Source organism: Rhodoferax sp. (genome assembly GCF_028688795.1).
Taxonomy (GTDB): domain Bacteria; phylum Pseudomonadota; class Gammaproteobacteria; order Burkholderiales; family Burkholderiaceae_C; genus Rhodoferax.
Window position 1 is genome coordinate 158,498 of the sequence record NZ_JAQTXM010000003.1, and the last position, 20,460, is coordinate 178,957.

Here is a 20,460-nt window from a genome sequence, read left to right on the forward strand (position 1 = left end):
ATGAAACGCATTGCATGACCACTTTCTTTATCCCCACCGACACCGTGATTGCCGACACACAAACCTGGCTGGAGCGCGCCGTGATCGGCCTGAACCTGTGTCCGTTTGCAAAAAGCGTGCATGTCAAGGGCCAGGTGCATTACGCCGTCAGCCGGGCGACCGATCGGGCAGGTTTGCTGGAAGATTTAATTTTTGAGCTAAATCAGCTTGTAGCCCTTGATGCTAAAGCGCGAGACACTACGCTTTTAATAGTACCTGATGGCTTGCAAGACTTTCTTGATTTCAACGATTTCCTGGCCCAGGCCGACCGGACTCTGGTTAAGCTGGGTCTGGACGTCGTGTTGCAAATTGCCTCACTGCACCCGCACTACCAGTTTGCTGGCACGGCGGAAGATGACATTACCAACTTCACCAACCGCTCGCCGTACCCCACGCTGCACCTGCTACGTGAAGACAGCATTGACCGCGCCGTGGCGGCTTTCCCTAACCCCGAGTCCATTTTTGAGGTCAACATGCAGACCATGGAGCGGCTCGGGGCTGAGGGTTGGGCAGCGTTAAAGGTCGGGCGCACACCGCAAGACGTTTAACCCGTTGCAGCGCGGCTGCTGCCGGGGTGGCTGAGGGTTTCGCAGCGCTCATGGCATCATCGCCCCATGAAAAAACGAACACCTGAACGCCAAGGCACCACGGCCACCATGGATGTGAGCGCTGCGCTGGCCAACGACATCCGCCCTGGGCAATCGATTGAATTGCTCAAAGAACTGCATATCCTGACTCGCGAGGGCAAGCTCAACCAGGACTCGCGCCGCAAACTCAAGCAGGTTTACCACTTGTTTCAGTTCATTGAAAAGCTGCTGCTTGAATTGCCAGACAAACCTGCGGGCAGCGCCGATGTAGTAGGGGCCACCGGCATCACCTTGGCCGACCACGGTGCGGGCAAGTCTTACCTGGGATTCATCCTGTACGACCTGTTTTTCAAGTCATTGAAAAGCGGCCATATCTACGGCATTGAAACCCGCCCTGAACTGGTGAGCAAGTCCACCGAACTGGCAGCGCGGCTGGGCTTTGATCGCATGTCGTTTCTGAACCTGACGGTGGCACAGTCTGCCCAATCCGACCAGTTGCCGGCGCAAATCGATGTGGTCACCGCCTTGCATGCTTGCGACACCGCCACCGACGACGCGATTGCCTTTGGTCTGCAAAAACGCGCCCGCTTCATGGTGCTGGTGCCGTGCTGCCAGGCCGAAGTGGCACGGATTCTGAATCAGCACAAAGCCTTGTCACTGCAACGTACGTCGCTATCAGAACTATGGCGACACCCCATGCACACCCGCGAGATGGGCAGCCAGATCACCAACGTGCTGCGCTGCCTGTACCTGGAAGCCTGCGGATACCAGGTGACGGTGACCGAACTGGTAGGCTGGGAGCACAGCATGAAAAACGAGCTGATCATTGCCCGTTACACCGGGCAGAAAAAACGAACCGCCGCCCAGCGCCTGCGCGAGTTGCTTGGCCAATTTGGCCTGACCGATTTGCTTCACACCCGCTTTGCAGGGTTGCCCGAGCCAGGGCCAGATGCTGCGGGTTCGGGTGGGCCTTTGGCGAGTGCTGCTGCGAACGCCCAATAAGAAGCCCGATGGAATTTTTGCCAAGGTTTGGGCTCTAAGGCTCTGTTTCGGCGGTTTTTATCTCAAGGAGTATTTTCATGCGACGAGTTTTATTTGCGGTGATGCCGGTGATGGTCGCTTTGGTGCTGGGCGCATGTGCTTCCAGCAGCCCGGATGTGATCCAGCGCGGCGACGCACAACGTCTTTCGCAAGTCGAGGACGGCGTGGTGCTGACCGTGCGCAATGTGGTGGTTGACGGCAGTCAAAGTGGCATTGGCGCGGCCGTAGGTGGTGTCACGGGTGCGGTGGCTGGTGCCACACGTGGCGGATCAAACGCCGAGAGCCAAGTGATTGGCTTGCTCGTGGGGGTTGCCGGTGCGGTGGCGGGTAACGCCATTGAGCGCATGAGCACACGCGAAGACGCCACAGAGTTGCTGATCCAGCTCAAGGGCGGCGAACGCCGGGCCTTGGTGCAAGCCAAAGGCGGTGAGATGCTGCTGCCTGGCGACAAGGTGATTTTGATCACCACCAGCGGCAAAGTCCGCGTGGTCAAGGCACCCCATTAATTGGGGTCAGAGTCCAATTCATTTGCCCCCCATGGCACGCTTACCTCGTTTGACCCTGCCCGGTTATCCGCACCACGTCATCCAGCGTGGCAACAATCGGCAAGCCATTTTTGCCACGGTGGCAGATTACCGCGCGTTGCTTGACCTGCTGGAGGAAAACGCCAAAAAATTTGAGGTGGCGGTGCATGCCTATGTACTGATGAGTAACCACTTTCACCTGCTGGCCACGCCACAGACGGCCGATGGCTTACCCAAAATGATGCAGGCCGTGGGGCGCAGCTATGTGCGCTATTTCAATGACATACAAAAACGCACGGGCACCTTGTGGGAGGGGCGCTACAAGTCGACGCTGATCCAGTCAGACCGTTATTTGTTGACCTGTATGGCCTACATCGATCTGAACCCGGTGCGCGCGGGATTGGTGGCGCTGCCGCAAGACTACCCGTGGTCGAGCCATTTGCACTACCTGGGCATCCGCTCAGACCGTTTGATCACGCCGCACGCCCTGTATTGGGAGCTGGGCAACACCCCGTTTGCGCGCGAAGCCGCCTACGCCGAAATGGTGCGAAGTGGCATCAACACGGTGCAGCAGACCGCTTTGACCAATGCTGCGCTGCAGGGTTGGGCCTTGGGTGAGCCGGATTTTGTGGCTGAATTACAAAAAAGGACGGAGCGCCGGGTGTCAAAAACTGGCGCTGGGCGACCACTTTCAGTTAACAAAAAAGTAGTCAAATAAGGCTGTAGTCCTTATAAATAAAGCATAACTAGCTCTTATTTTAAATGTGTCCCCAATTTTTTGAAAAACATAATTTGTAGAAATTAATTGGAATCTGACCCCAATTATTTTGTTTGGCATGGATGCTGCAATGCGGTAAAGTTGACCCATCTGACACTTTTTAGGAGCGCGCGTATGACGACGGCAGCCGAGATCAAACATCTCCAAGACAACGGTTTGTATTCAGCATCTCAAGAGCATGACGCTTGCGGGGTTGGTTTTGTGGCTCACATCAAGGGCCATAAGTCGCATGACATTGTCAAAAATGCGCTCAAGATTCTTGAAAACCTCGACCACCGGGGTGCCGTGGGTGCCGACAAGCTCATGGGCGACGGTGCTGGTATCTTGATTCAGCTGCCTGATGCGTTGTACCGCGAAGAAATGGCCGCCCAGGGTGTCACGCTGCCGCCACCTGGCGAATACGGTGTCGGCATGGTGTTTTTGCCCAAGGAATTTGCGAGTCGTCAGGCCTGCGAGCAAGAGCTTGAGCGTGCCGTCAAGGCCGAAGGCCAGGTGTTGCTGGGCTGGCGTGATGTGCCAGTCGACCGTGACATGCCGATGTCGCCCAATGTGCGTAAAAAAGAACCCGTGCTGAAGCAAATCTTCATCGGCCGTGGCAATGACGTGATTGTGCAAGACGCCCTGGAGCGCAAGCTCTATGTGATCCGCAAGACCGCCAGCGCCCACATTCAGGCCTTGAAACTCAAGCACAGCAAAGAATATTACGTGCCCAGCATGTCCAGCCGCACGGTCATTTACAAAGGCCTGTTGCTGGCCGACCAGGTGGGCACTTATTACCTTGATCTGCAAGACCCGCGCTGCGTGTCTGCCCTGGGTCTGGTGCACCAACGGTTTTCAACCAACACTTTCCCCGAGTGGCCGTTGGCCCACCCTTACCGCTATGTGGCGCACAACGGTGAAATCAACACCGTCAAGGGCAACTACAACTGGATGAAGGCGCGTGAAGGTGTGATGAGCTCACCGGTGTTGGGGGCTGACCTGCAAAAGCTTTACCCCATCAGCTTCGCGCACCAGTCTGACACCGCCACGTTTGACAACTGCCTTGAGCTGCTCACCATGGCCGGCTACCCGATCAGCCAAGCGGTGATGATGATGATTCCCGAGCCTTGGGAAAACCACACCACCATGGACGAGCGCCGCCGCGCGTTCTACGAATACCACGCCGCCATGTTGGAGCCGTGGGACGGTCCGGCCAGCATTGTGTTCACCGATGGCCGCCAGATTGGCGCCACGCTGGACCGCAATGGCCTGCGTCCGTCACGCTACTGCATCACCGACGACGACTTGGTGGTGATGGCGTCTGAGTCTGGCGTGTTGCCGTTCCCAGAGAACAAAATTGTGCGCAAATGGCGCTTGCAGCCCGGCAAGATGTTCATGATTGACCTGGAGCAAGGTCGCATGGTGGACGACGAGGAGCTGAAATCAGGCTTGGCCAACAGCAAGCCTTACAAGCAATGGATCGAAAACCTGCGCATTCGCCTGGACGATGTGCAAGGCGGTGGCGAGCCTGCCAGCGCCGCAGAATCCGAGGGCACCTTGCTGGACCGCCAGCAAGCCTTTGGCATGACGCAGGAAGACCTGAAGTTTTTGATTGCCCCCATGGCCGCCAACGGCGAAGAAGCCATTGGTTCCATGGGCAACGACAGCCCGCTGGCGGTGTTGAGCGACAAAAACAAGCCGCTGTACAACTACTTCAAGCAGCTGTTCGCGCAGGTGACGAACCCGCCCATTGACCCGATCCGCGAAGCCATCGTGATGAGCCTGGTGTCGTTTGTTGGTCCCAAGCCCAATTTGCTTGACATAAACCAGGTCAACCCACCGATGCGCCTGGAAGTGAGCCAGCCGGTGCTCAACTTTGCCGACATGGCCAAGCTGCGCGACATTGCCACGCACACCAACGGCAAATTCCGCAGCTACACACTTGACATCACCTACCCGTTGAGCTGGGGTCGTGAAGGGGTTGAGGCCAAGCTGGCGTCGTTGTGCGCCGAGGCAGTGGATGCCATCAAGAGCGGCCACAACATTTTGATCATCAGTGACCGCGCCATCAGCGCCACGCAGGTGGCCATTCCGGCGCTGCTGGCCCTGAGTGCCGTTCACCAGCACCTGGTGCGCGAAGGTTTGCGCACCACGGCGGGTCTGGTGGTTGAAACCGGCACGGCCCGTGAAGTGCATCACTTTGGCGTGCTCGCCGGTTACGGTGCCGAAGCCGTTCACCCCTATTTGGCGATGGAAACCCTGGCCAGCATCTGCAAAGACCTGCCGGGCGATTTGAGCGCTGACAAAGCCATTTACAACTATGTCAAGGCGGTGGGCAAGGGCTTGTCCAAGATCATGTCCAAGATGGGTGTCAGCACTTACATGAGTTACTGCGGTGCGCAGCTGTTTGAAGCCATTGGCCTGTCAACCGACACAGTTGAAAAATACTTCACTGGCACCCCCAGCCGTGTCGAAGGCATTGGTGTGTTTGAGATTGCCGAGGAAGCCATCCGAATGCACAAGGCTGCCTTTGGCGCAGACCCGGTGCTGGCAAACCGCCTGGATGCAGGTGGTGAATATGCCTGGCGTGCCCGTGGTGAAGAACACATGTGGACGCCCGACGCGATTGCCAAGCTGCAGCACAGCACCCGAGCCAACAACTGGAACACCTACAAGGAATACGCCCAGCTGATCAACGACCAAAGCAAGCGCCACCTGACCTTGCGCGGTCTGTTTGAATTCAAGATCGACCCCGCCAAAGCGATCCCGATCGACCAGGTGGAAAGCGCCAAGGAAATCGTCAAACGCTTTGCCACGGGCGCGATGTCGCTGGGTTCCATTTCTACTGAAGCACACGCCACGCTGGCTGTGGCCATGAACCGCATTGGCGGCAAAAGTAACACCGGTGAGGGGGGTGAAGACCCTGCGCGTTACCGCAACGAGCTCAAAGGCATCCCGATCAAGCTTGGTGACTCTTTGAAGAGCGTGATTGGCAATGATGTGGTTGAGGTTGATTTGCCGCTGCAAGCCGGCGACTCTCTGCGCTCGCGCATCAAGCAGGTGGCCTCGGGCCGCTTTGGTGTCACGGCCGAGTATTTGGGCAGTGCCGATCAAATCCAGATCAAGATGGCCCAAGGTGCCAAGCCAGGCGAGGGTGGTCAGCTGCCCGGCGCCAAGGTGTCGGATTACATTGGCAAGCTGCGCTACTCGGTGCCTGGTGTGGGCCTGATCTCGCCGCCACCGCACCATGACATCTACTCGATTGAAGATTTGGCGCAGCTCATTCACGACCTGAAGAATGTCTCCACCCAGGCCAGCATCAGCGTCAAGCTGGTGAGCGAAATTGGCGTGGGCACCATCGCCGCAGGCGTAGCCAAGTGCAAGGCCGACCACGTGGTGATTGCCGGGCACGACGGCGGCACGGGCGCCTCGCCCTGGTCGTCCATCAAGCATTGCGGCAGCCCATGGGAAATCGGCTTGGCCGAAACCCAGCAAACCCTGGTGCTGAACCGCCTGCGCAGCCGCATCCGTGTGCAGGCCGACGGCCAGATGAAGACCGGCCGCGACGTTGCCATTGGCGCACTGTTGGGTGCTGACGAGTTTGGCTTTGCCACTGCTCCGCTGGTGGTGGAAGGTTGCATCATGATGCGCAAGTGCCACCTGAACACCTGTCCGGTGGGCGTGGCCACACAAGACCCTGAGCTGCGCAAGAAGTTCTCGGGCAAGCCTGAGCACGTGGTGAACTACTTCTTCTTCATTGCCGAAGAAGTTCGCCAGATCATGGCGCAGCTGGGCATTGTCAAGTTTGACGACCTGATTGGCCGCTCTGACCTGCTCGACATGCGTGCTGGCCTGCAGCACTGGAAAGCCAGCGGCCTGGATTTCAGCCGCCTGTTTGCCCAGCCCAATGTGCCCGCCGATGTGCCACGTTTTCAAACCGAGTCGCAAGACCATGGCCTGGAAAAGTCGCTCGACAACGTGCTGATTGCCAAGAGCCGTGCGGCCATTGACAAGGGTGAGCGCGTGCAGTTCATTGAAGTGGCGCGCAACGTGAACCGCTCGGTGGGTGCCATGTTGTCGGGTGCGGTGACCAAGGTGCACCCTGAAGGCCTGCCTGATGACACCATTCGCATCCAGTTAGAGGGCACGGGCGGCCAGTCGTTTGGCGCGTTTTTGTGCCGCGGTATCACGCTGTACATGATTGGAGACGCCAATGACTACACCGGCAAAGGCTTGAGCGGTGGCCGTGTGGTGGTGCGCCCGAGCATTGATTTTCGCGGTGAAGCCACCAAAAACACCATTGTGGGCAACACCGTGATGTACGGCGCCACCAGTGGCGAAGCGTTTTTGTGCGGCGTAGCCGGCGAGCGTTTTGCGGTGCGTCTGTCAGGGGCCACGGCGGTGATTGAAGGCACCGGGGACCATGGGTGTGAGTACATGACTGGCGGCACCGTGGCCGTGCTGGGTGTGACCGGGCGCAACTTTGCGGCCGGCATGAGCGGCGGCATCGCTTACGTGTATGACGAAGACGGCAAGTTTGCCAAGCGTTGCAACACCGCCATGGTGTCGCTTGAAAAAGTGTTGACCACCGCAGAGCAAAAAGAAGCCATCAACGAAAGCCTGTGGCACCGTGGCCAAAGCGATGAGGCGCAGCTGAAAAAATTGCTGGAAGACCACAACCGCTGGACCGGCAGCCGCCGTGCCCGCGAGTTGCTCGACAACTGGGACACCGCACGTGCCAAATTCGTCAAGGTTTTCCCCAACGAGTACAAACGTGCTCTGGGTGAGCTTCATGCAAAGAAAGGGGCTGTAGCCCAGGTAGAACGTGCGCAAGCAGCTATTAAAAAAGAAGCTGTCGCGGCTAAGTAAAACGCCGCTTCCATCAGACACATAGGAAAACATCATGGGAAAAATCACTGGTTTCATGGAATATGAGCGCCTGGAAGAGGGCTACAAGCCCGTGCCTGAGCGCTTGAAGAATTACAAAGAGTTTGTGATCGGGCTCGACGACAAGGCCGCCAACATCCAGGCCGCGCGCTGCATGGACTGTGGCACGCCGTTTTGCAACAGCGGTTGCCCAGTCAACAACATCATTCCGGATTTCAACGATCTGGTCTACCACGGTGACTGGAAAGAAGCCATTGACGTGCTGCACAGCACCAACAACTTCCCCGAATTCACCGGCCGCATTTGCCCGGCTCCGTGCGAAGCGGCTTGCACGTTGAATGTGAATGACGGCGCCGTGGGCATCAAGAGCATTGAACACGCCATCATCGATCGCGCTTGGGCCGAGGGCTGGGTGACAGCGCAGCCAGCCAAGGTCAAGACCGGCAAAAAAGTGGCGGTGGTGGGCTCCGGCCCGGCCGGCATGGCGGCTGCCCAGCAGCTGGCGCGGGTTGGCCATGACGTGACCTTGTTTGAAAAGAATGACCGCGTGGGTGGCTTGCTGCGTTATGGCATTCCAGACTTCAAGATGGAAAAAACCCACATCGACCGCCGTGTTGATCAGCTTAAGGCCGAGGGTGTAACGATTCGCACCGGTGTGCTGGTGGGTGAAATGCCCAAGGGCAGCAAGGTCACCAACTGGGCCAAGGAAAAGATCTCTGCTGAGCAATTACAGGCTGAATTTGATGCCGTGCTGCTCACTGGCGGCTCCGAGCAAAGCCGAGATTTGCCGGTGCCTGGCCGTGACCTGGATGGCATTTACTTCGCCATGGAGTTTTTGCCACAGCAAAACAAGGTCAATGCCGGCGACAAGCTCAAGGGCCAATTGCGTGCCGACTGCAAACACGTGATCGTGATTGGTGGCGGCGACACCGGCTCCGATTGCGTGGGCACCAGCAACCGCCACGGCGCAGCCAGCGTCACGCAGTTTGAAGTGATGCCGCAGCCGCCAGTCGAAGAAGACCGGCCCATGACTTGGCCCTATTGGCCCATGAAATTGCGCACCAGCTCCAGCCATGACGAAGGCTGCACCCGCGAGTTCGCCATTTCCACCAAGGAATTCATTGGTGAAAAAGGCAAGCTCACCGGCCTTAAAACCGTGCACATCGAGCTCAAGGACGGCAAGATGGTAGAAATCGCTGGCACCGAGAAGACCTATCAGGCTGACTTGGTGCTGCTTGCCATGGGCTTTGTCAATCCGGTGGCAACCGTGCTGGAAGCCTTTGGCATCGACAAGGATGCGCGCGGCAACGCCAAAGCCACAACCGAGTTCACGGGTGGTTACGCCACCAACGTGGCCAAGGTGTTTGCCGCTGGCGACATTCGCCGGGGCCAAAGCCTGGTGGTGTGGGCAATTCGCGAAGGCCGCCAGGCAGCCCGCTCGGTCGATGAGTTTTTAATGGGATTCAGCGACCTGCCCCGCTAAATTACAGCATCATTTATGATCGAGAGGCCGGGTTTACCCCCGGTCTTTCTATTTATGGCTCCAAAACCCCTCGATCCCCTGGTTGAAATGCGTCACCTTAGCTTTGGCTATGGGGAACGCATGATCCTGGACGACATTTCGTTGTCGGTGCCGCGTGGCAAGGTCACTGCACTCATGGGTGCGTCGGGTGGCGGCAAAACCACAGTGCTGCGCCTCATTGGCGGCCAGGTGCAGGCCCAGCAAGGGCAGATGCTGTTTGATGGCCAAGACTTGACACCCATGAATCAGTCGGAGCTGTACGCGGCGCGCCGGCGCATGGGCATGTTGTTCCAGTTTGGTGCCCTGTTTGCTGACCTGGACGTGTTTGAGAACGTGGCTTTCCCGCTGCGCGAGCACACCCATTTGCCTGAGGCGCTGATTCGCGATGTGGTGCTGATGAAGCTCAATGCGGTTGGCCTGCGCGGTGCACGTGACCTGATGCCCAGTGACTTGAGCGGTGGTATGGCACGCCGCGTGGCGCTGGCGCGGGCCATTGCGCTTGACCCCGAGCTGGTGATGTACGACGAACCTTTCGCCGGTCTCGACCCGATTTCGCTGGGCACCTCTGCGCGTTTGATCCGTGAGCTCAACGATGCCATGGGCCTGACCAGCATTTTTGTCTCGCACGATCTGGAACAAACCTTCGCCATCGCTGACCAGGTGATCATTCTGGCCAACGGCAAGGTGGCTTGCCAGGGCACTCCGGATGAGGTGCGCCACAACACCGACCCGCTGGTGCACCAGTATGTGCATGCCCTGCCGGACGGCCCGGTGCATTTCCATTATCCCGGCCCGACGGTCGAAGAAGATTTTGGTGCAGAGGTGACGCCATGAGCTGGCTTCACCCGAAAGTACTGGGGTTTGCAGTGCGTCGCCAGCTCGATGCCATGGGTTATGCCGCGCGCCTGTTTTTCCGCCTGTGTGCCAGCTTGGGTTATGCGCTCAGGCGCAATGTGCTGGTGCGCGACCAGATTCATTTTTTGGGCAACTATTCACTGGCCATCATTGGTGTGTCGGGGCTGTTTGTGGGGTTTGTGCTCAGCTTGCAAGGTTATTACATCTTGAAGCGTTATGGGTCATCCGAAGCCTTGGGCCTGATGGTGGCTTTGAGTCTGCTGCGCGAATTGGGCCCGGTGGTCACGGCTTTGCTGTTTGCCGGGCGCGCTGGCACGGCACTCACGGCCGAAATTGGTTTGATGAAAGCTGGCGAGCAAATCAGCGTGATGGAGATGATGGCGGTTGACCCCATTCAGCGGGTTCTGGCACCACGTTTTTGGGCTGGCATGTTCACCATGCCCCTGCTGGCGGCCTTGTTCAGCGCCATGGGCGTGGTTGGCGGCTGGGTGGTGGGGGTCCTGATGATTGGTGTCGATGGCGGCGCTTTCTGGAGCCAGATTCAGGGTGGCGTGGATGTGTTTCAGGATGTTGGCAACGGGGTGGTGAAAAGCTTTGTGTTTGGTGTGGCGGTGACGTTCATTGCCCTGCTGCAAGGCTACAACGCGCAGCCGACACCCGAAGGGGTGGCCAAAGCCACGACCCGCACCGTGGTGATGGCATCGCTGGCAGTGTTGGCACTGGACTTCATCCTGACTGCCATGATGTTCACGATCTGACCGCCATCTGACGGCAAATGACAAGAAAGGTGTTTAATGCAACGCTCAAAAAATGACCTCTGGGTTGGTTTATTCGTGCTGATAGGGGCTGTGGCCATTTTGTTTTTGGCCCTGCAGTCGGCCAATTTGCTGACGCTCAGTTTTCAAAAAACTTATTCTGTGGCAGCCAAGTTTGACAACATTGGCGGTCTCAAGCCCAAGGCAGCGGTCAAAAGTGCCGGCGTGGTGGTCGGGCGAGTTGAAAACATCTCGTTTGATGACAAGTCATTTCAGGCCAAAGTGACGCTGGCGCTGGAGAGTCAGTACACCTTTCCCAAAGACAGCTCGCTGAAGATTTTGACCAGTGGTTTGCTGGGTGACCAATATCTGGGCATTGAGGCGGGTGCAGACGACAAAAATCTGGCCGCTGGCGACGTGATCTCCAGCACCCAATCGGCCATCGTTCTGGAAAATTTAATCAGTCAGTTTTTGTTCAGTAAGGCGGCTGAGCCGTCCGGCGCTGCGGCGAGTGCAAGTAATCAGGGAAAATAATGAAAAATTCGTCAAGTTTGAAAAGTGGCTGGGTCCAACGGTGTTCGTCGGTGCTTATGTCTGCGGTACTCATCACGCTGACTGGTTGCGCCACTGGCCCCACTGCGGATCGGCGAGACCCACTGGAGCCCTTCAACCGGGGCGTTTACAAGTTCAATGATGTGGTTGACCGCGCCGTGATCAAGCCGGTGGCTACGGCCTACCGGGATGTGTTGCCGTCACCGATTCGCACCGGGGTGAACAATTTCTTCAATAACTTGCAGGATGCCTGGTCTGCGGTCAACAGCGCCTTGCAGCTCAAGGGCCAAGCAGCTGGCAACAATTTGGTGCGTTTTGGTGTCAACACCTTCCTGGGGCTGGGCGGTGTGCTCGACATTGCGTCTGAAATGCGCGTCGAGCGCCACACCGAAGACTTTGGCCAGACGCTCGGCCATTGGGGTGTCAAGTCTGGGCCGTATCTGGTGTTGCCACTGCTGGGGCCGTCAACCGTGCGTGACACCGCCGCGCTGCCGGTGGATGCCCAAGGCAATCTGGTGTCAAGCATCAACGATGTGCCCACACGCAACTCCGCCACTGCCCTGAATTTGCTGGACCGTCGCTCGCGCTTGCTGGAGGCCTCCGACATACTGGACCAAGTGGCGCTTGACCCTTACACATTCACCCGCGATGCCTTTTTGCAGCGCCGCCAAAATTCGGTCTACGACGGCTACCCGCCTGACGACGACGAGCCGATGCCGGCTGACAACCTGACCAAATAATCTAGAGAAAGAATTGAAAATGAACCGACGTTTATTAGCCCAATGGCTGCTGGCCCTGGCCGCCAGTGCTTCTGTTTTTGCAGCGATGCCAGTGCACGCGGCCGATGAAGCGCCGGACGCCCTGATCAACCGCGTGACCAAGGAAACCTTGGATGTCATTTTGGCTGATCCGGCGGTGCAAGCCGGCGACGTGTCACGCATCATGGCACTGGTGGATGAAAAGGTCATGCCTTATGTCAATTTTCAACGCATGACAGCTTCTGCCGTAGGGCCTGGTTGGCGCCAGGCCACGCCCGAGCAGCGCAAGCGTCTTGAGACCGAATTCAAAACCCTGCTGGTGCGCACCTATTCAGGCGCCATGAGCCAGGCGAAAAACCTGAGCTTCAGTGTCAAGCCCCTGCGGGCGGCGCCTGAGGACAAAGAAGTGATTGTGCGCACCTTGATCAAAGGCCGGGGCGACCCGGTCCAGCTGGACTACCGCCTGGAAAAAACACCAGGGGCTGGCGCTGGCTGGAAAGTCTTTAATCTGAACGTGATGGGCGTCTGGCTGGTGGACACTTACCGCAGCCAGTTCGCCGAGGAAATCAATGCCAAGGGGATTGATGGCTTGATTGCCACGCTGACCGAGCGCAACAAGGCCAACGCGGCAGGGCCTTCAGTCAAAGTCAATAAGCCTGCCAAAGGCTAAGCATCGTGCTGCATTTGCCTGACACCTTGGTGCACAGCACGGCAACGGCTTGCCTTGCAGGTCTGTTGCAGTCTGCGCGCGCTGAGCCAACGGCAAGCGTCACCGTGGATGCGTCAGACCTGGTGCGTTTTGACTCCACCGCCTTGGCGGTTTTGCTGGAACTGCGGCGGGCCGTCTTGTTGGCGGGCAAAGCCCTGGTGTTGCAGGCCTTGCCCTCGCGTTTGAGTGATTTGGCGCGGCTTTACGGCATTGCCGCGTTGCTGCCAGTTCAGGGCGCCGTCGCCCCGGTAAACTAACTCACCCTATGCCCGCCATTTCGTTTCAGTCGGTTTCCAAAAGCTACCCTTCACCTCGCGGCCCGCAGGGCGGCAGTTTCTTGGCGCTTGACCACGTCAGCCTGGACATTCAGGCGGGTGAGTTTTTTGGGCTGCTGGGCCCCAACGGCGCGGGCAAAACCACCCTGATCACGATTTTGGCCGGACTGGCCAAAGCCACGTCGGGGCGCGTGATGGTGATGGGTCACGACGTGCAAACCGACTTTGCTGCGGCCCGTCGCGCCTTGGGTGTGGTGCCGCAAGAGCTGGTGTTTGACCCCTTTTTCAATGTGCGTGAAGCCCTGCGCTTTCAGTCGGGCTACTTTGGTGTGCGTCACAACGATGCCTGGATTGATGAGCTGCTGGAGAGCCTGGGCCTCACTGACAAGGCCAACGCCAACATGCGCGTGCTCTCGGGTGGCATGAAGCGCCGGGTGCTGGTGGCGCTGGCGCTGGTGCACAAGCCGCCGGTGATTGTGCTCGATGAGCCCACCGCAGGTGTCGACGTCGAGCTGCGCCAAACCTTGTGGCATTTCATCGCCAAACTCAACAAGCAGGGCAGTACCGTGCTCTTGACCACGCATTACCTGGAAGAAGCCGAGGCCCTGTGCGGGCGCATTGCCATGCTCAAGACTGGCAAAGTGGTGGCACTGGACAGCACCAGTGCCTTGCTCAAGGCGGCGTCCAGCAATGTGCTGCGTTTCAAGATTGACAGCGACTTGCCGCCCGCGCTGGCCGCAGGTGCCCGCGTCACCGGGCGTGTGGTGCAGTTTCCGGCACAGGACGCCTTGGCCGTTGAGCGTTATCTGGCGGCGGTGCGTGAGGCTGGCCTGGTGGCCCACGACATCGAGATTCGCCGTGCTGACCTCGAAGATGTGTTTCTGGACGTGATGAACCAGCATGCCAACCCAGAAGTGAGCAGCGCCCCATGACCGGCTGGCAAATGCTGCTTTACAAAGAGGTGCTGCGCTTTTGGCGCGTGGCAGCACAAACCATTGCCGGGCCTGTCCTCACGGCCATGTTGTATTTGCTGATCTTTGGCCACGCGCTTGAAGCCCATGTCAAGGTGTATGACCAGGTCAGTTACACCGCGTTTTTGGTGCCGGGCCTGGCCATGATGAGCTTGTTGCAAAACGCTTTCGCCAACAGCTCGTCGTCGCTGATCATGAGCAAGGTCATGGGTAACCTGGTGTTTTTGCTGTTGACGCCGCTGTCGTATCGGCACTGGTTTGTGGCTTATGTGGGCGCATCGGTGTTTCGTGGCCTGGTGGTGGGCATCGGCGTGTTGCTGGTGTCGGCTTTCTTCACTGATTTGAGTTATGTCGCGCCGCTGTGGATTCTGGCGTTTGCGATGCTGGGTGCTGCATTGATGGGCGCGCTGGGCCTGATCGCCGGCCTGTGGGCCGAAAAATTCGACCAACTCGCAGCGTTCCAGAACTTTGTGGTGATGCCCATGACGTTTTTGAGCGGCGTGTTTTACTCGATCCACTCGCTGCCGCCGTTTTGGCAAACGGTGAGCCATTTCAACCCGTTTTTCTACATGATTGACGGCTTTCGCTACGGCTTTTTTGGTGCCAGTGATGTGTCGCCCTGGCTCAGTCTGAGCGTTGTGGCTTCGGCCACGCTGGCGGTGAGCCTGTGGGCGCTGTGGCTGTTGCGATCCGGTTACAAGGTTCGCTCCTGATTTTCAAATGGTTGGGGGCAACTCTGAAGGTTTGTCCCACAAGAAAGAAACAAGATGACTGCTGAAGAACTGAAAAAAATGATCGCTGCCGGGCTGGCCTGCGACGAACTGACCGTGGAAGGTGATGGCCGCCATTGGTACGCCACCATCGTGTCAAGTGAATTCGAGGGCAAACGCGCCATTGCACGACACCAGCGCGTGTATGCCACGCTGGGCAACAAGATGAAAACCGACGAGGTTCATGCCCTGTCCATGAAAACCTTCACGCCCGCCGAGTGGGCCAACGAAACCAATTAAGTCCATGGACAAACTTTTGATACGCGGGGGGCAGCCCCTGAATGGCACGGTGATGATTTCTGGCGCCAAGAATGCGGCCCTTCCAGAGCTGTGTGCCGCCTTGCTCACCGCCGAGCCAGTGACCTTGCGCAATGTGCCGCGCCTGCAAGACGTGTCCACCATGTTCAAGCTGATTCGCAACATGGGCGTGACCGCCGAGCGCGGCGATGACGGCACGGTGCAGCTGAACGCGGGTACCTTGACCAACCCTGAAGCCCCTTATGAGCTGGTGAAAACCATGCGTGCGTCGGTCCTGGCGCTGGGCCCCTTGCTGGCGCGTTTTGGCCACGCCAAAGTGTCGCTGCCGGGTGGCTGCGCCATTGGCTCGCGTCCGGTGGACCAGCACATCAAGGGCCTGACCGCCATGGGGGCAGAAATTTCGGTCGAACACGGCTACATGGTGGCCAAGCTGACCGCCGGGCGCACCCGCCTGCATGGTGCACGCATTGCCACCGACATGGTCACTGTGACCGGTACCGAAAATTTTTTGATGGCAGCCGCACTGGCCGAGGGCGAAACCATTCTGGAAAACGCCGCCCAGGAACCCGAGATTGCCGACCTGGCCGAGATGCTGATCAAGATGGGCGCACGCATAGAAGGCCATGGCACCAGCCGCATCCGCATCCAAGGGGTTGAATCCTTGCATGGCTGCGATCATCAGGTGGTAGCCGACCGCATCGAAGCGGGCACATTTTTGTGTGCCGTGGCCGCCACCGGTGGCGACGTGACGGCCCAGCATGGCCGCATTGACCATCTAGAGGCTGTGGTTGAGAAATTGCGCGATGCTGGCGTGACCATCACCAAGGTTACCGACGGCATTCGGGTGCAGTCAGCTGGCGCTGCGCAGCTCAAGGCGCAAAGCTTTCGCACCACCGAATACCCGGGGTTTCCGACCGACATGCAGGCGCAGTTCATGGCGCTCAACACCGTTGCAAAAGGCACGGCCATGGTCACCGAGACCATTTTTGAGAACCGCTTCATGCACGTCAACGAGCTGGTGCGCCTGGGCGCCAACATCCTGATTGACGGCAAGGTGTCGATGGTGGAAGGTGTGCCGCAACTGTCGGGCGCCACCGTGATGGCCACTGACCTGCGCGCGTCGGCCAGCCTGGTCATTGCCGGTTTGGTGGCTGATGGCGAGACCCTGGTGGACCGCATTTACCACCTGGACCGGGGTTACGACCAGATGGAAGCCAAGCTGCGTGGTTTGGGCGCCAATATCGAACGGGTGAAGTGATTTTTTCGTCACACTACAGCCTTGTTGCGCCTGCGTCCCCAGTCCTGGGTCACGTTCAATAAGCTGTGGATACTATATAAATAATAGCTACTTGCGCATATTCTATAAGGGCTAGAGGCCAAAATGATCACTATTGCATTGTCCAAGGGACGTATTTTCGAGGAAACCCTGCCATTGCTCAAAGCTGCCGGCATTGAGGTGCTGGAAGACCCGGAAACCTCGCGCAAATTGATTTTGACCACCAATCAGCCCGACGTGCGCGTGCTGGTGGTGCGCGCCACCGACGTGCCCACCTATGTGCAATATGGCGGCGCCGACATGGGCATCACCGGCAAAGACACCTTGCTGGAGCACGGCAGCGATGGTTTGTACCAGCCGCTGGATTTGCAAATTGCCAAGTGCCGCATCAGCGTGGCGGTGCGCTCGGACTTTGACTACGCCAATGCCGTCAAAAAAGGCTCGCGCCTGACCGTGGCCACCAAATACGTGGCGATCGCAAGAGAGTTTTTTGCCAGCAAAGGTGTGCACGTTGATTTGATCAAGCTCTACGGCAGCATGGAACTTGCCCCCTTGGTGGGCATGGCCGATGCGATCGTTGATCTGGTGTCCACCGGCAACACCCTCAAGGCCAACCATCTAGTCGAGGTCGAGCACATCATGGACATCAGCTCACGGCTGGTGGTGAACCAGGCCGCGCTCAAGCTCAAGCAAGCCCCCATTCGCCGCATCATTGACGCGTTTGAGTCGGCGGTGGGCCAATAAATCGGATCACAAACACTATGAATTTGGTAGCTACCCCCGCTCGTTTGTCAACCGATAGCAGCACATTTGATGCTGATTTCAAAGCGCGCTTGCATTGGTCTGCCGAGACCGACGCTGACATTGAACAGCGTGTGGCCGACATCCTGGCGGATGTGCAACATCGCGGTGATGCCGCCGTGCTGGACTACACCGCGCGTTTTGACGGGCTGCAAGCGTCCAGCATGGTCGAACTGGAACTGACCCAGGTTGAGCTCAAGGTGGCCTTTGACGGCTTGCCTGCGGCGCAGCGCGACGCCTTGCAAGCGGCCGCCGCCCGGGTGCGCAGCTACCACGAGGCCCAGCGCAAAGCCAGTGGCGAGAGCTGGAGCTACCGCGACGAAGACGGTACGCTGCTCGGTCAAAAAGTCACGCCACTGGACCGCGTCGGCATTTACGTGCCCGGCGGCAAAGCGGCTTATCCCAGCAGCGTTCTGATGAACGCCATTCCCGCGCACGTGGCCGGTGTGGGCGAGATCATCATGGTGGTGCCAACCCCCAAGGGTGAAAAAAATGCGCTGGTTCTGGCGGCTGCTTACGTGGCTGGCGTGACGCGTGCCTTCACCATTGGTGGCGCGCAAGCCGTGGCGGCGCTGGCCTATGGCACTGCCACGGTGCCGAAGGTTGACAAAATCACCGGCCCTGGCAACGCCTATGTGGCAAGCGCCAAAAAACGCGTGTTTGGTGTCGTCGGCATTGACATGATTGCGGGCCCAAGCGAGATTCTGGTGCTGGCTGATGCGTCAACTCCGCCCGACTGGGTGGCGATGGATTTGTTCAGCCAGGCCGAGCACGACGAGCTGGCGCAAAGCATTTTGCTGTGCCCCGACGCCGCTTATATCGACCAGGTGCAGGCCAGCATCAATCGCCTGCTGCCGGAGATGCCGCGCCGCGAGATCATCGCCAAGTCACTCAATGGTCGCGGCGCCTTAATTTTGACGCGCAACATGGAAGAGGCCTGTGAGATCAGCAACCGCATTGCACCCGAACATCTGGAGGTGAGCAGCCGTGACCCGCACCGCTGGGAGCCACTTTTGCGGCATGCTGGTGCCATCTTTCTGGGTGCCTACACCAGCGAATCCCTGGGCGACTACTGCGCTGGCCCAAACCATGTGTTGCCCACCAGCGGCACGGCACGCTTTTCGTCCCCCCTGGGTGTTTACGATTTCCAAAAACGCAGCAGCCTGATCGAAGTCAGCGAAGCCGGTGCACAAATACTGGGGCAGATCGCCTCGGTGCTGGCGCATGGCGAAGGCCTGCAGGCACACGCCCGGGCTGCCGAGATGCGGCTAAAGGGCTGACTATTTGCTGTTTTTTCGCTTGCCTTGTTGCCTTGTCAAAAAGCAGCAATGGCGCAAGACCCGTCTGTTGAACCTGAACCCTTTGATTGGTCAATCCATTGAATGAATCGCAAGCGCCAGTGATCTCCCGCATCCGCCCCGACGTGCGCGCCATGCACGCTTATGTGGTGCAAGACGCCCACGGCATGGTCAAGCTTGATGCCATGGAAAACCCGCACAGCTTGCCGCCCGCGCTGCAGGCCGAGTTGGGCCAACGTCTGGGCGCTTTGGCGCTGAACCGCTACCCGGCGGGTCGCGTCAATGACCTGCGCGACGCGCTGGCCAGCTACGCGCAGATGCCGGCAGGCTTTGCGTTGACGCTGGGCAACGGCTCTGACGAACTCATAAGCATGCTGGCGCTGGCCTGTGCCGTGCCACCCAGCGAAGCCAATGGTTTCAAAAAAGCCGTGGTGTTGGCCCCCGTGCCGGGCTTTGTGATGTACGCCATGAGCGCGCAGCTGCAAGGTTTGGATTTTGTCGGTGTGCCGTTGACGGCTGACTTTGAGCTCGACGCATCAGCCATGCTCGCCGCCATCGCTGAACACCAGCCCACCATTACCTACCTGGCGTATCCGAACAACCCGACCGCTAATTTGTGGAACGACGAGGCGATTGAGCACATCATTCTGGCCGCAGGTGAGCAGGGTGGCTTGGTGGTGATGGACGAGGCCTACCAACCCTTTGCTTCGTACAGCTACCAGAACCGCCTGACCCGACATCGCCATGTGCTGCTGCTGCGCACCTTGAGCAAGTTTGGTCTGGCCGGTGTCAGGCTTGGGTATTTGATTGGCCCCAGTGTGCTGGTGGCAGAAATTGACAAGGTGCGCCCACCCTACAACGTGAGTGTGCTGAACTGCGAAGCGGCGTTGTTTGCGCTTGAACATCAAGAGGTGTTTCAGGCTCAAGCGCTTGATGTATGTGCGCAGCGTGCTCTGATTTTTGAAGCTTTGGCCAAGCTGCCCCAAGTCCACGCTTTCCCTAGTCAGGCCAACATGCTGTTGGTGCGTGTACCCGACGCGCAAAAAACGTTTGACGGCATGGCTGCACGCGGCGTGCTGGTCAAGAACGTTTCTAAAATGCACCCACGCCTTCACCAGTGCCTGCGCCTCACCGTAGGCACCGCCACTGAAAACCACCTGATGTTGACCGCCTTGGAAGCCTCGTTATGACCAACTTTGCCTTGACCGAATTGCCCGACAGCCACGCCACGCGTGCGGCCCGCACCGCCGAGGTGGAGCGCAACACGGCCGAGACCAACATCACCGTGCGCATCAACCTGGACGGCACCGGCATCTCGCGCCTGCACACCGGCATTGGTTTTTTTGACCACATGTTGGATCAAATTGCCCGCCATGGCCTGATCGACCTCGACATTGATGCCGAGGGCGACCTGCACATTGACGGTCACCACACCGTGGAAGACGTTGGCATCACGCTGGGTCAGGCTGTTTACAAAGCGGTGGGTGACAAAAAAGGCATTCGCCGTTACGGCCACGCTTACGTGCCGCTGGACGAAGCCCTGAGCAGGGTCGTGATTGACTTTTCTGGTCGCCCCGGTTTGGTGATGGACGTGCCGTTTACCAGCGGCATGATCGGCACCTTTGACACCCAGCTGATGCACGAATTTTTTCAGGGGTTTGTCAACCATGCGCTGGTCACCCTGCACATCGACAACCTCAAGGGCGTCAACGCCCACCACCAGGCCGAGACCGTGTTCAAGGCTTTTGCCCGCGCCCTGCGCGCCGCGCTTGAGCTTGACCCGCGCGCCCTGGGGCAAATTCCGTCCACCAAGGGTTCTTTGTAG

The 20,460-nt window shown here is 58.5% G+C and carries 20 protein-coding genes; all 20 read left to right on the forward strand.

The genetic code is table 11. The annotated features are described in order from the left end of the window. The first annotated feature begins 14 nt into the window (after positions 1-14). The 20 genes from PHQ58_RS03670 (at position 15) to hisB (ending at position 20,460) form a co-directional block, all read left to right on the forward strand. Positions 15-587: a DUF1415 domain-containing protein gene (locus PHQ58_RS03670; RefSeq protein ID WP_300107054.1), complete on the forward strand. Its 573-nt coding sequence runs from the start codon at positions 15-17 to the stop codon at positions 585-587. A gap of 108 nt (positions 588-695) precedes the next feature. Continuing rightward, positions 696-1,628 (forward strand): SAM-dependent methyltransferase, encoded by a 933-nt coding sequence (locus tag PHQ58_RS03675; RefSeq protein WP_300107286.1) that lies wholly within the window; start codon positions 696-698, stop codon positions 1,626-1,628. Between the two features lie 77 nt (positions 1,629-1,705). Further along, entirely contained in the window at positions 1,706-2,173 is a 468-nt protein-coding gene (locus tag PHQ58_RS03680) for a hypothetical protein (RefSeq protein ID WP_300107057.1), read from the forward strand. Positions 2,174-2,204: 31 nt separating this feature from the next. After that, on the forward strand, positions 2,205-2,909 hold the full coding sequence (locus PHQ58_RS03685) for a transposase (protein ID WP_300107059.1): 705 nt from the start codon (positions 2,205-2,207) through the stop codon (positions 2,907-2,909). A 174-nt stretch (positions 2,910-3,083) separates the two neighbouring features. Next, positions 3,084-7,817, forward strand: a complete 4,734-nt coding sequence (locus PHQ58_RS03690) for a glutamate synthase-related protein (protein ID WP_300107062.1) — start codon at positions 3,084-3,086, stop codon at positions 7,815-7,817. 34 nt (positions 7,818-7,851) lie between these two features. Next, a complete protein-coding gene (locus PHQ58_RS03695) occupies positions 7,852-9,318 on the forward strand; it encodes a glutamate synthase subunit beta (protein ID WP_300107065.1) in 1,467 nt (488 codons plus the stop codon). A 54-nt stretch (positions 9,319-9,372) separates the two neighbouring features. Further along, positions 9,373-10,191 (forward strand): ABC transporter ATP-binding protein, encoded by an 819-nt coding sequence (locus PHQ58_RS03700; protein ID WP_300107068.1) that lies wholly within the window; start codon positions 9,373-9,375, stop codon positions 10,189-10,191. Beyond that, positions 10,188-10,970, forward strand: coding sequence for a lipid asymmetry maintenance ABC transporter permease subunit MlaE (gene mlaE, locus PHQ58_RS03705; RefSeq protein ID WP_300107071.1), 783 nt, complete (start codon positions 10,188-10,190; stop codon positions 10,968-10,970). The genes PHQ58_RS03700 and mlaE overlap by 4 nt, the downstream gene beginning before the upstream one ends. Positions 10,971-11,006: 36 nt before the next feature. Continuing rightward, positions 11,007-11,501, forward strand: a complete 495-nt coding sequence (mlaD, locus tag PHQ58_RS03710; RefSeq protein ID WP_300107074.1) for an outer membrane lipid asymmetry maintenance protein MlaD — start codon at positions 11,007-11,009, stop codon at positions 11,499-11,501. A 56-nt stretch (positions 11,502-11,557) separates the two neighbouring features. Then, positions 11,558-12,259: a VacJ family lipoprotein gene (locus tag PHQ58_RS03715; RefSeq protein ID WP_300107077.1), complete on the forward strand. Its 702-nt coding sequence runs from the start codon at positions 11,558-11,560 to the stop codon at positions 12,257-12,259. Positions 12,260-12,278: 19 nt separating this feature from the next. Further along, the gene (locus tag PHQ58_RS03720) at positions 12,279-12,947 is read left to right on the forward strand and encodes a phospholipid-binding protein MlaC (RefSeq protein WP_300107080.1); all 669 of its coding nucleotides are present in this window, start codon (positions 12,279-12,281) and stop codon (positions 12,945-12,947) included. A gap of 5 nt (positions 12,948-12,952) precedes the next feature. Continuing rightward, on the forward strand, positions 12,953-13,243 hold the full coding sequence (locus PHQ58_RS03725) for an STAS domain-containing protein (RefSeq protein WP_300107083.1): 291 nt from the start codon (positions 12,953-12,955) through the stop codon (positions 13,241-13,243). An 8-nt stretch (positions 13,244-13,251) separates the two neighbouring features. Then, positions 13,252-14,193, forward strand: coding sequence for an ABC transporter ATP-binding protein (locus tag PHQ58_RS03730; RefSeq protein ID WP_300107085.1), 942 nt, complete (start codon positions 13,252-13,254; stop codon positions 14,191-14,193). Continuing rightward, positions 14,190-14,945 (forward strand): ABC transporter permease, encoded by a 756-nt coding sequence (locus PHQ58_RS03735; protein ID WP_300107088.1) that lies wholly within the window; start codon positions 14,190-14,192, stop codon positions 14,943-14,945. The genes PHQ58_RS03730 and PHQ58_RS03735 overlap by 4 nt, the downstream gene beginning before the upstream one ends. A gap of 54 nt (positions 14,946-14,999) precedes the next feature. After that, positions 15,000-15,242 carry a BolA family protein gene (locus PHQ58_RS03740; protein WP_300107091.1) on the forward strand — a complete coding sequence of 81 codons (243 nt, stop codon included), beginning with the start codon at positions 15,000-15,002 and terminating at the stop codon, positions 15,240-15,242. 4 nt (positions 15,243-15,246) lie between these two features. Further along, positions 15,247-16,518 (forward strand): UDP-N-acetylglucosamine 1-carboxyvinyltransferase, encoded by a 1,272-nt coding sequence (gene murA / locus PHQ58_RS03745; protein ID WP_300107093.1) that lies wholly within the window; start codon positions 15,247-15,249, stop codon positions 16,516-16,518. A 123-nt stretch (positions 16,519-16,641) separates the two neighbouring features. Continuing rightward, positions 16,642-17,280 carry an ATP phosphoribosyltransferase gene (gene hisG / locus PHQ58_RS03750; RefSeq protein WP_300107094.1) on the forward strand — a complete coding sequence of 213 codons (639 nt, stop codon included), beginning with the start codon at positions 16,642-16,644 and terminating at the stop codon, positions 17,278-17,280. A 17-nt stretch (positions 17,281-17,297) separates the two neighbouring features. Further along, positions 17,298-18,617, forward strand: coding sequence for a histidinol dehydrogenase (gene hisD / locus PHQ58_RS03755; RefSeq protein WP_300107097.1), 1,320 nt, complete (start codon positions 17,298-17,300; stop codon positions 18,615-18,617). A 98-nt stretch (positions 18,618-18,715) separates the two neighbouring features. Then, positions 18,716-19,825 carry a histidinol-phosphate transaminase gene (hisC, locus tag PHQ58_RS03760; protein ID WP_300107100.1) on the forward strand — a complete coding sequence of 370 codons (1,110 nt, stop codon included), beginning with the start codon at positions 18,716-18,718 and terminating at the stop codon, positions 19,823-19,825. Further along, complete coding sequence (hisB, locus tag PHQ58_RS03765; RefSeq protein ID WP_300107103.1) at positions 19,822-20,460, forward strand: imidazoleglycerol-phosphate dehydratase HisB; 639 nt, start codon at positions 19,822-19,824, stop codon at positions 20,458-20,460. The genes hisC and hisB overlap by 4 nt, the downstream gene beginning before the upstream one ends.

Bases quoted from the DNA above. Each gene is read 5' to 3' on its own strand.
- PHQ58_RS03670 (WP_300107054.1), top strand. From the start codon at position 15: ATGACCACTTTCTTTATCCCCACCGACACCGTGATTGCCGACACACAA.
- PHQ58_RS03675 (WP_300107286.1), top strand. From the start codon at position 696: ATGGATGTGAGCGCTGCGCTGGCCAACGACATCCGCCCTGGGCAATCG.
- PHQ58_RS03680 (WP_300107057.1), top strand. From the start codon at position 1,706: ATGCGACGAGTTTTATTTGCGGTGATGCCGGTGATGGTCGCTTTGGTG.
- PHQ58_RS03685 (WP_300107059.1), top strand. From the start codon at position 2,205: ATGGCACGCTTACCTCGTTTGACCCTGCCCGGTTATCCGCACCACGTC.
- PHQ58_RS03690 (WP_300107062.1), top strand. From the start codon at position 3,084: ATGACGACGGCAGCCGAGATCAAACATCTCCAAGACAACGGTTTGTAT.
- PHQ58_RS03695 (WP_300107065.1), top strand. From the start codon at position 7,852: ATGGGAAAAATCACTGGTTTCATGGAATATGAGCGCCTGGAAGAGGGC.
- PHQ58_RS03700 (WP_300107068.1), top strand. From the start codon at position 9,373: ATGGCTCCAAAACCCCTCGATCCCCTGGTTGAAATGCGTCACCTTAGC.
- mlaE (WP_300107071.1), top strand. From the start codon at position 10,188: ATGAGCTGGCTTCACCCGAAAGTACTGGGGTTTGCAGTGCGTCGCCAG.
- mlaD (WP_300107074.1), top strand. From the start codon at position 11,007: ATGCAACGCTCAAAAAATGACCTCTGGGTTGGTTTATTCGTGCTGATA.
- PHQ58_RS03715 (WP_300107077.1), top strand. From the start codon at position 11,558: ATGTCTGCGGTACTCATCACGCTGACTGGTTGCGCCACTGGCCCCACT.
- PHQ58_RS03720 (WP_300107080.1), top strand. From the start codon at position 12,279: ATGAACCGACGTTTATTAGCCCAATGGCTGCTGGCCCTGGCCGCCAGT.
- PHQ58_RS03730 (WP_300107085.1), top strand. From the start codon at position 13,252: ATGCCCGCCATTTCGTTTCAGTCGGTTTCCAAAAGCTACCCTTCACCT.
- PHQ58_RS03735 (WP_300107088.1), top strand. From the start codon at position 14,190: ATGACCGGCTGGCAAATGCTGCTTTACAAAGAGGTGCTGCGCTTTTGG.
- PHQ58_RS03740 (WP_300107091.1), top strand. From the start codon at position 15,000: ATGACTGCTGAAGAACTGAAAAAAATGATCGCTGCCGGGCTGGCCTGC.
- murA (WP_300107093.1), top strand. From the start codon at position 15,247: ATGGACAAACTTTTGATACGCGGGGGGCAGCCCCTGAATGGCACGGTG.
- hisG (WP_300107094.1), top strand. From the start codon at position 16,642: ATGATCACTATTGCATTGTCCAAGGGACGTATTTTCGAGGAAACCCTG.
- hisD (WP_300107097.1), top strand. From the start codon at position 17,298: ATGAATTTGGTAGCTACCCCCGCTCGTTTGTCAACCGATAGCAGCACA.
- hisB (WP_300107103.1), top strand. From the start codon at position 19,822: ATGACCAACTTTGCCTTGACCGAATTGCCCGACAGCCACGCCACGCGT.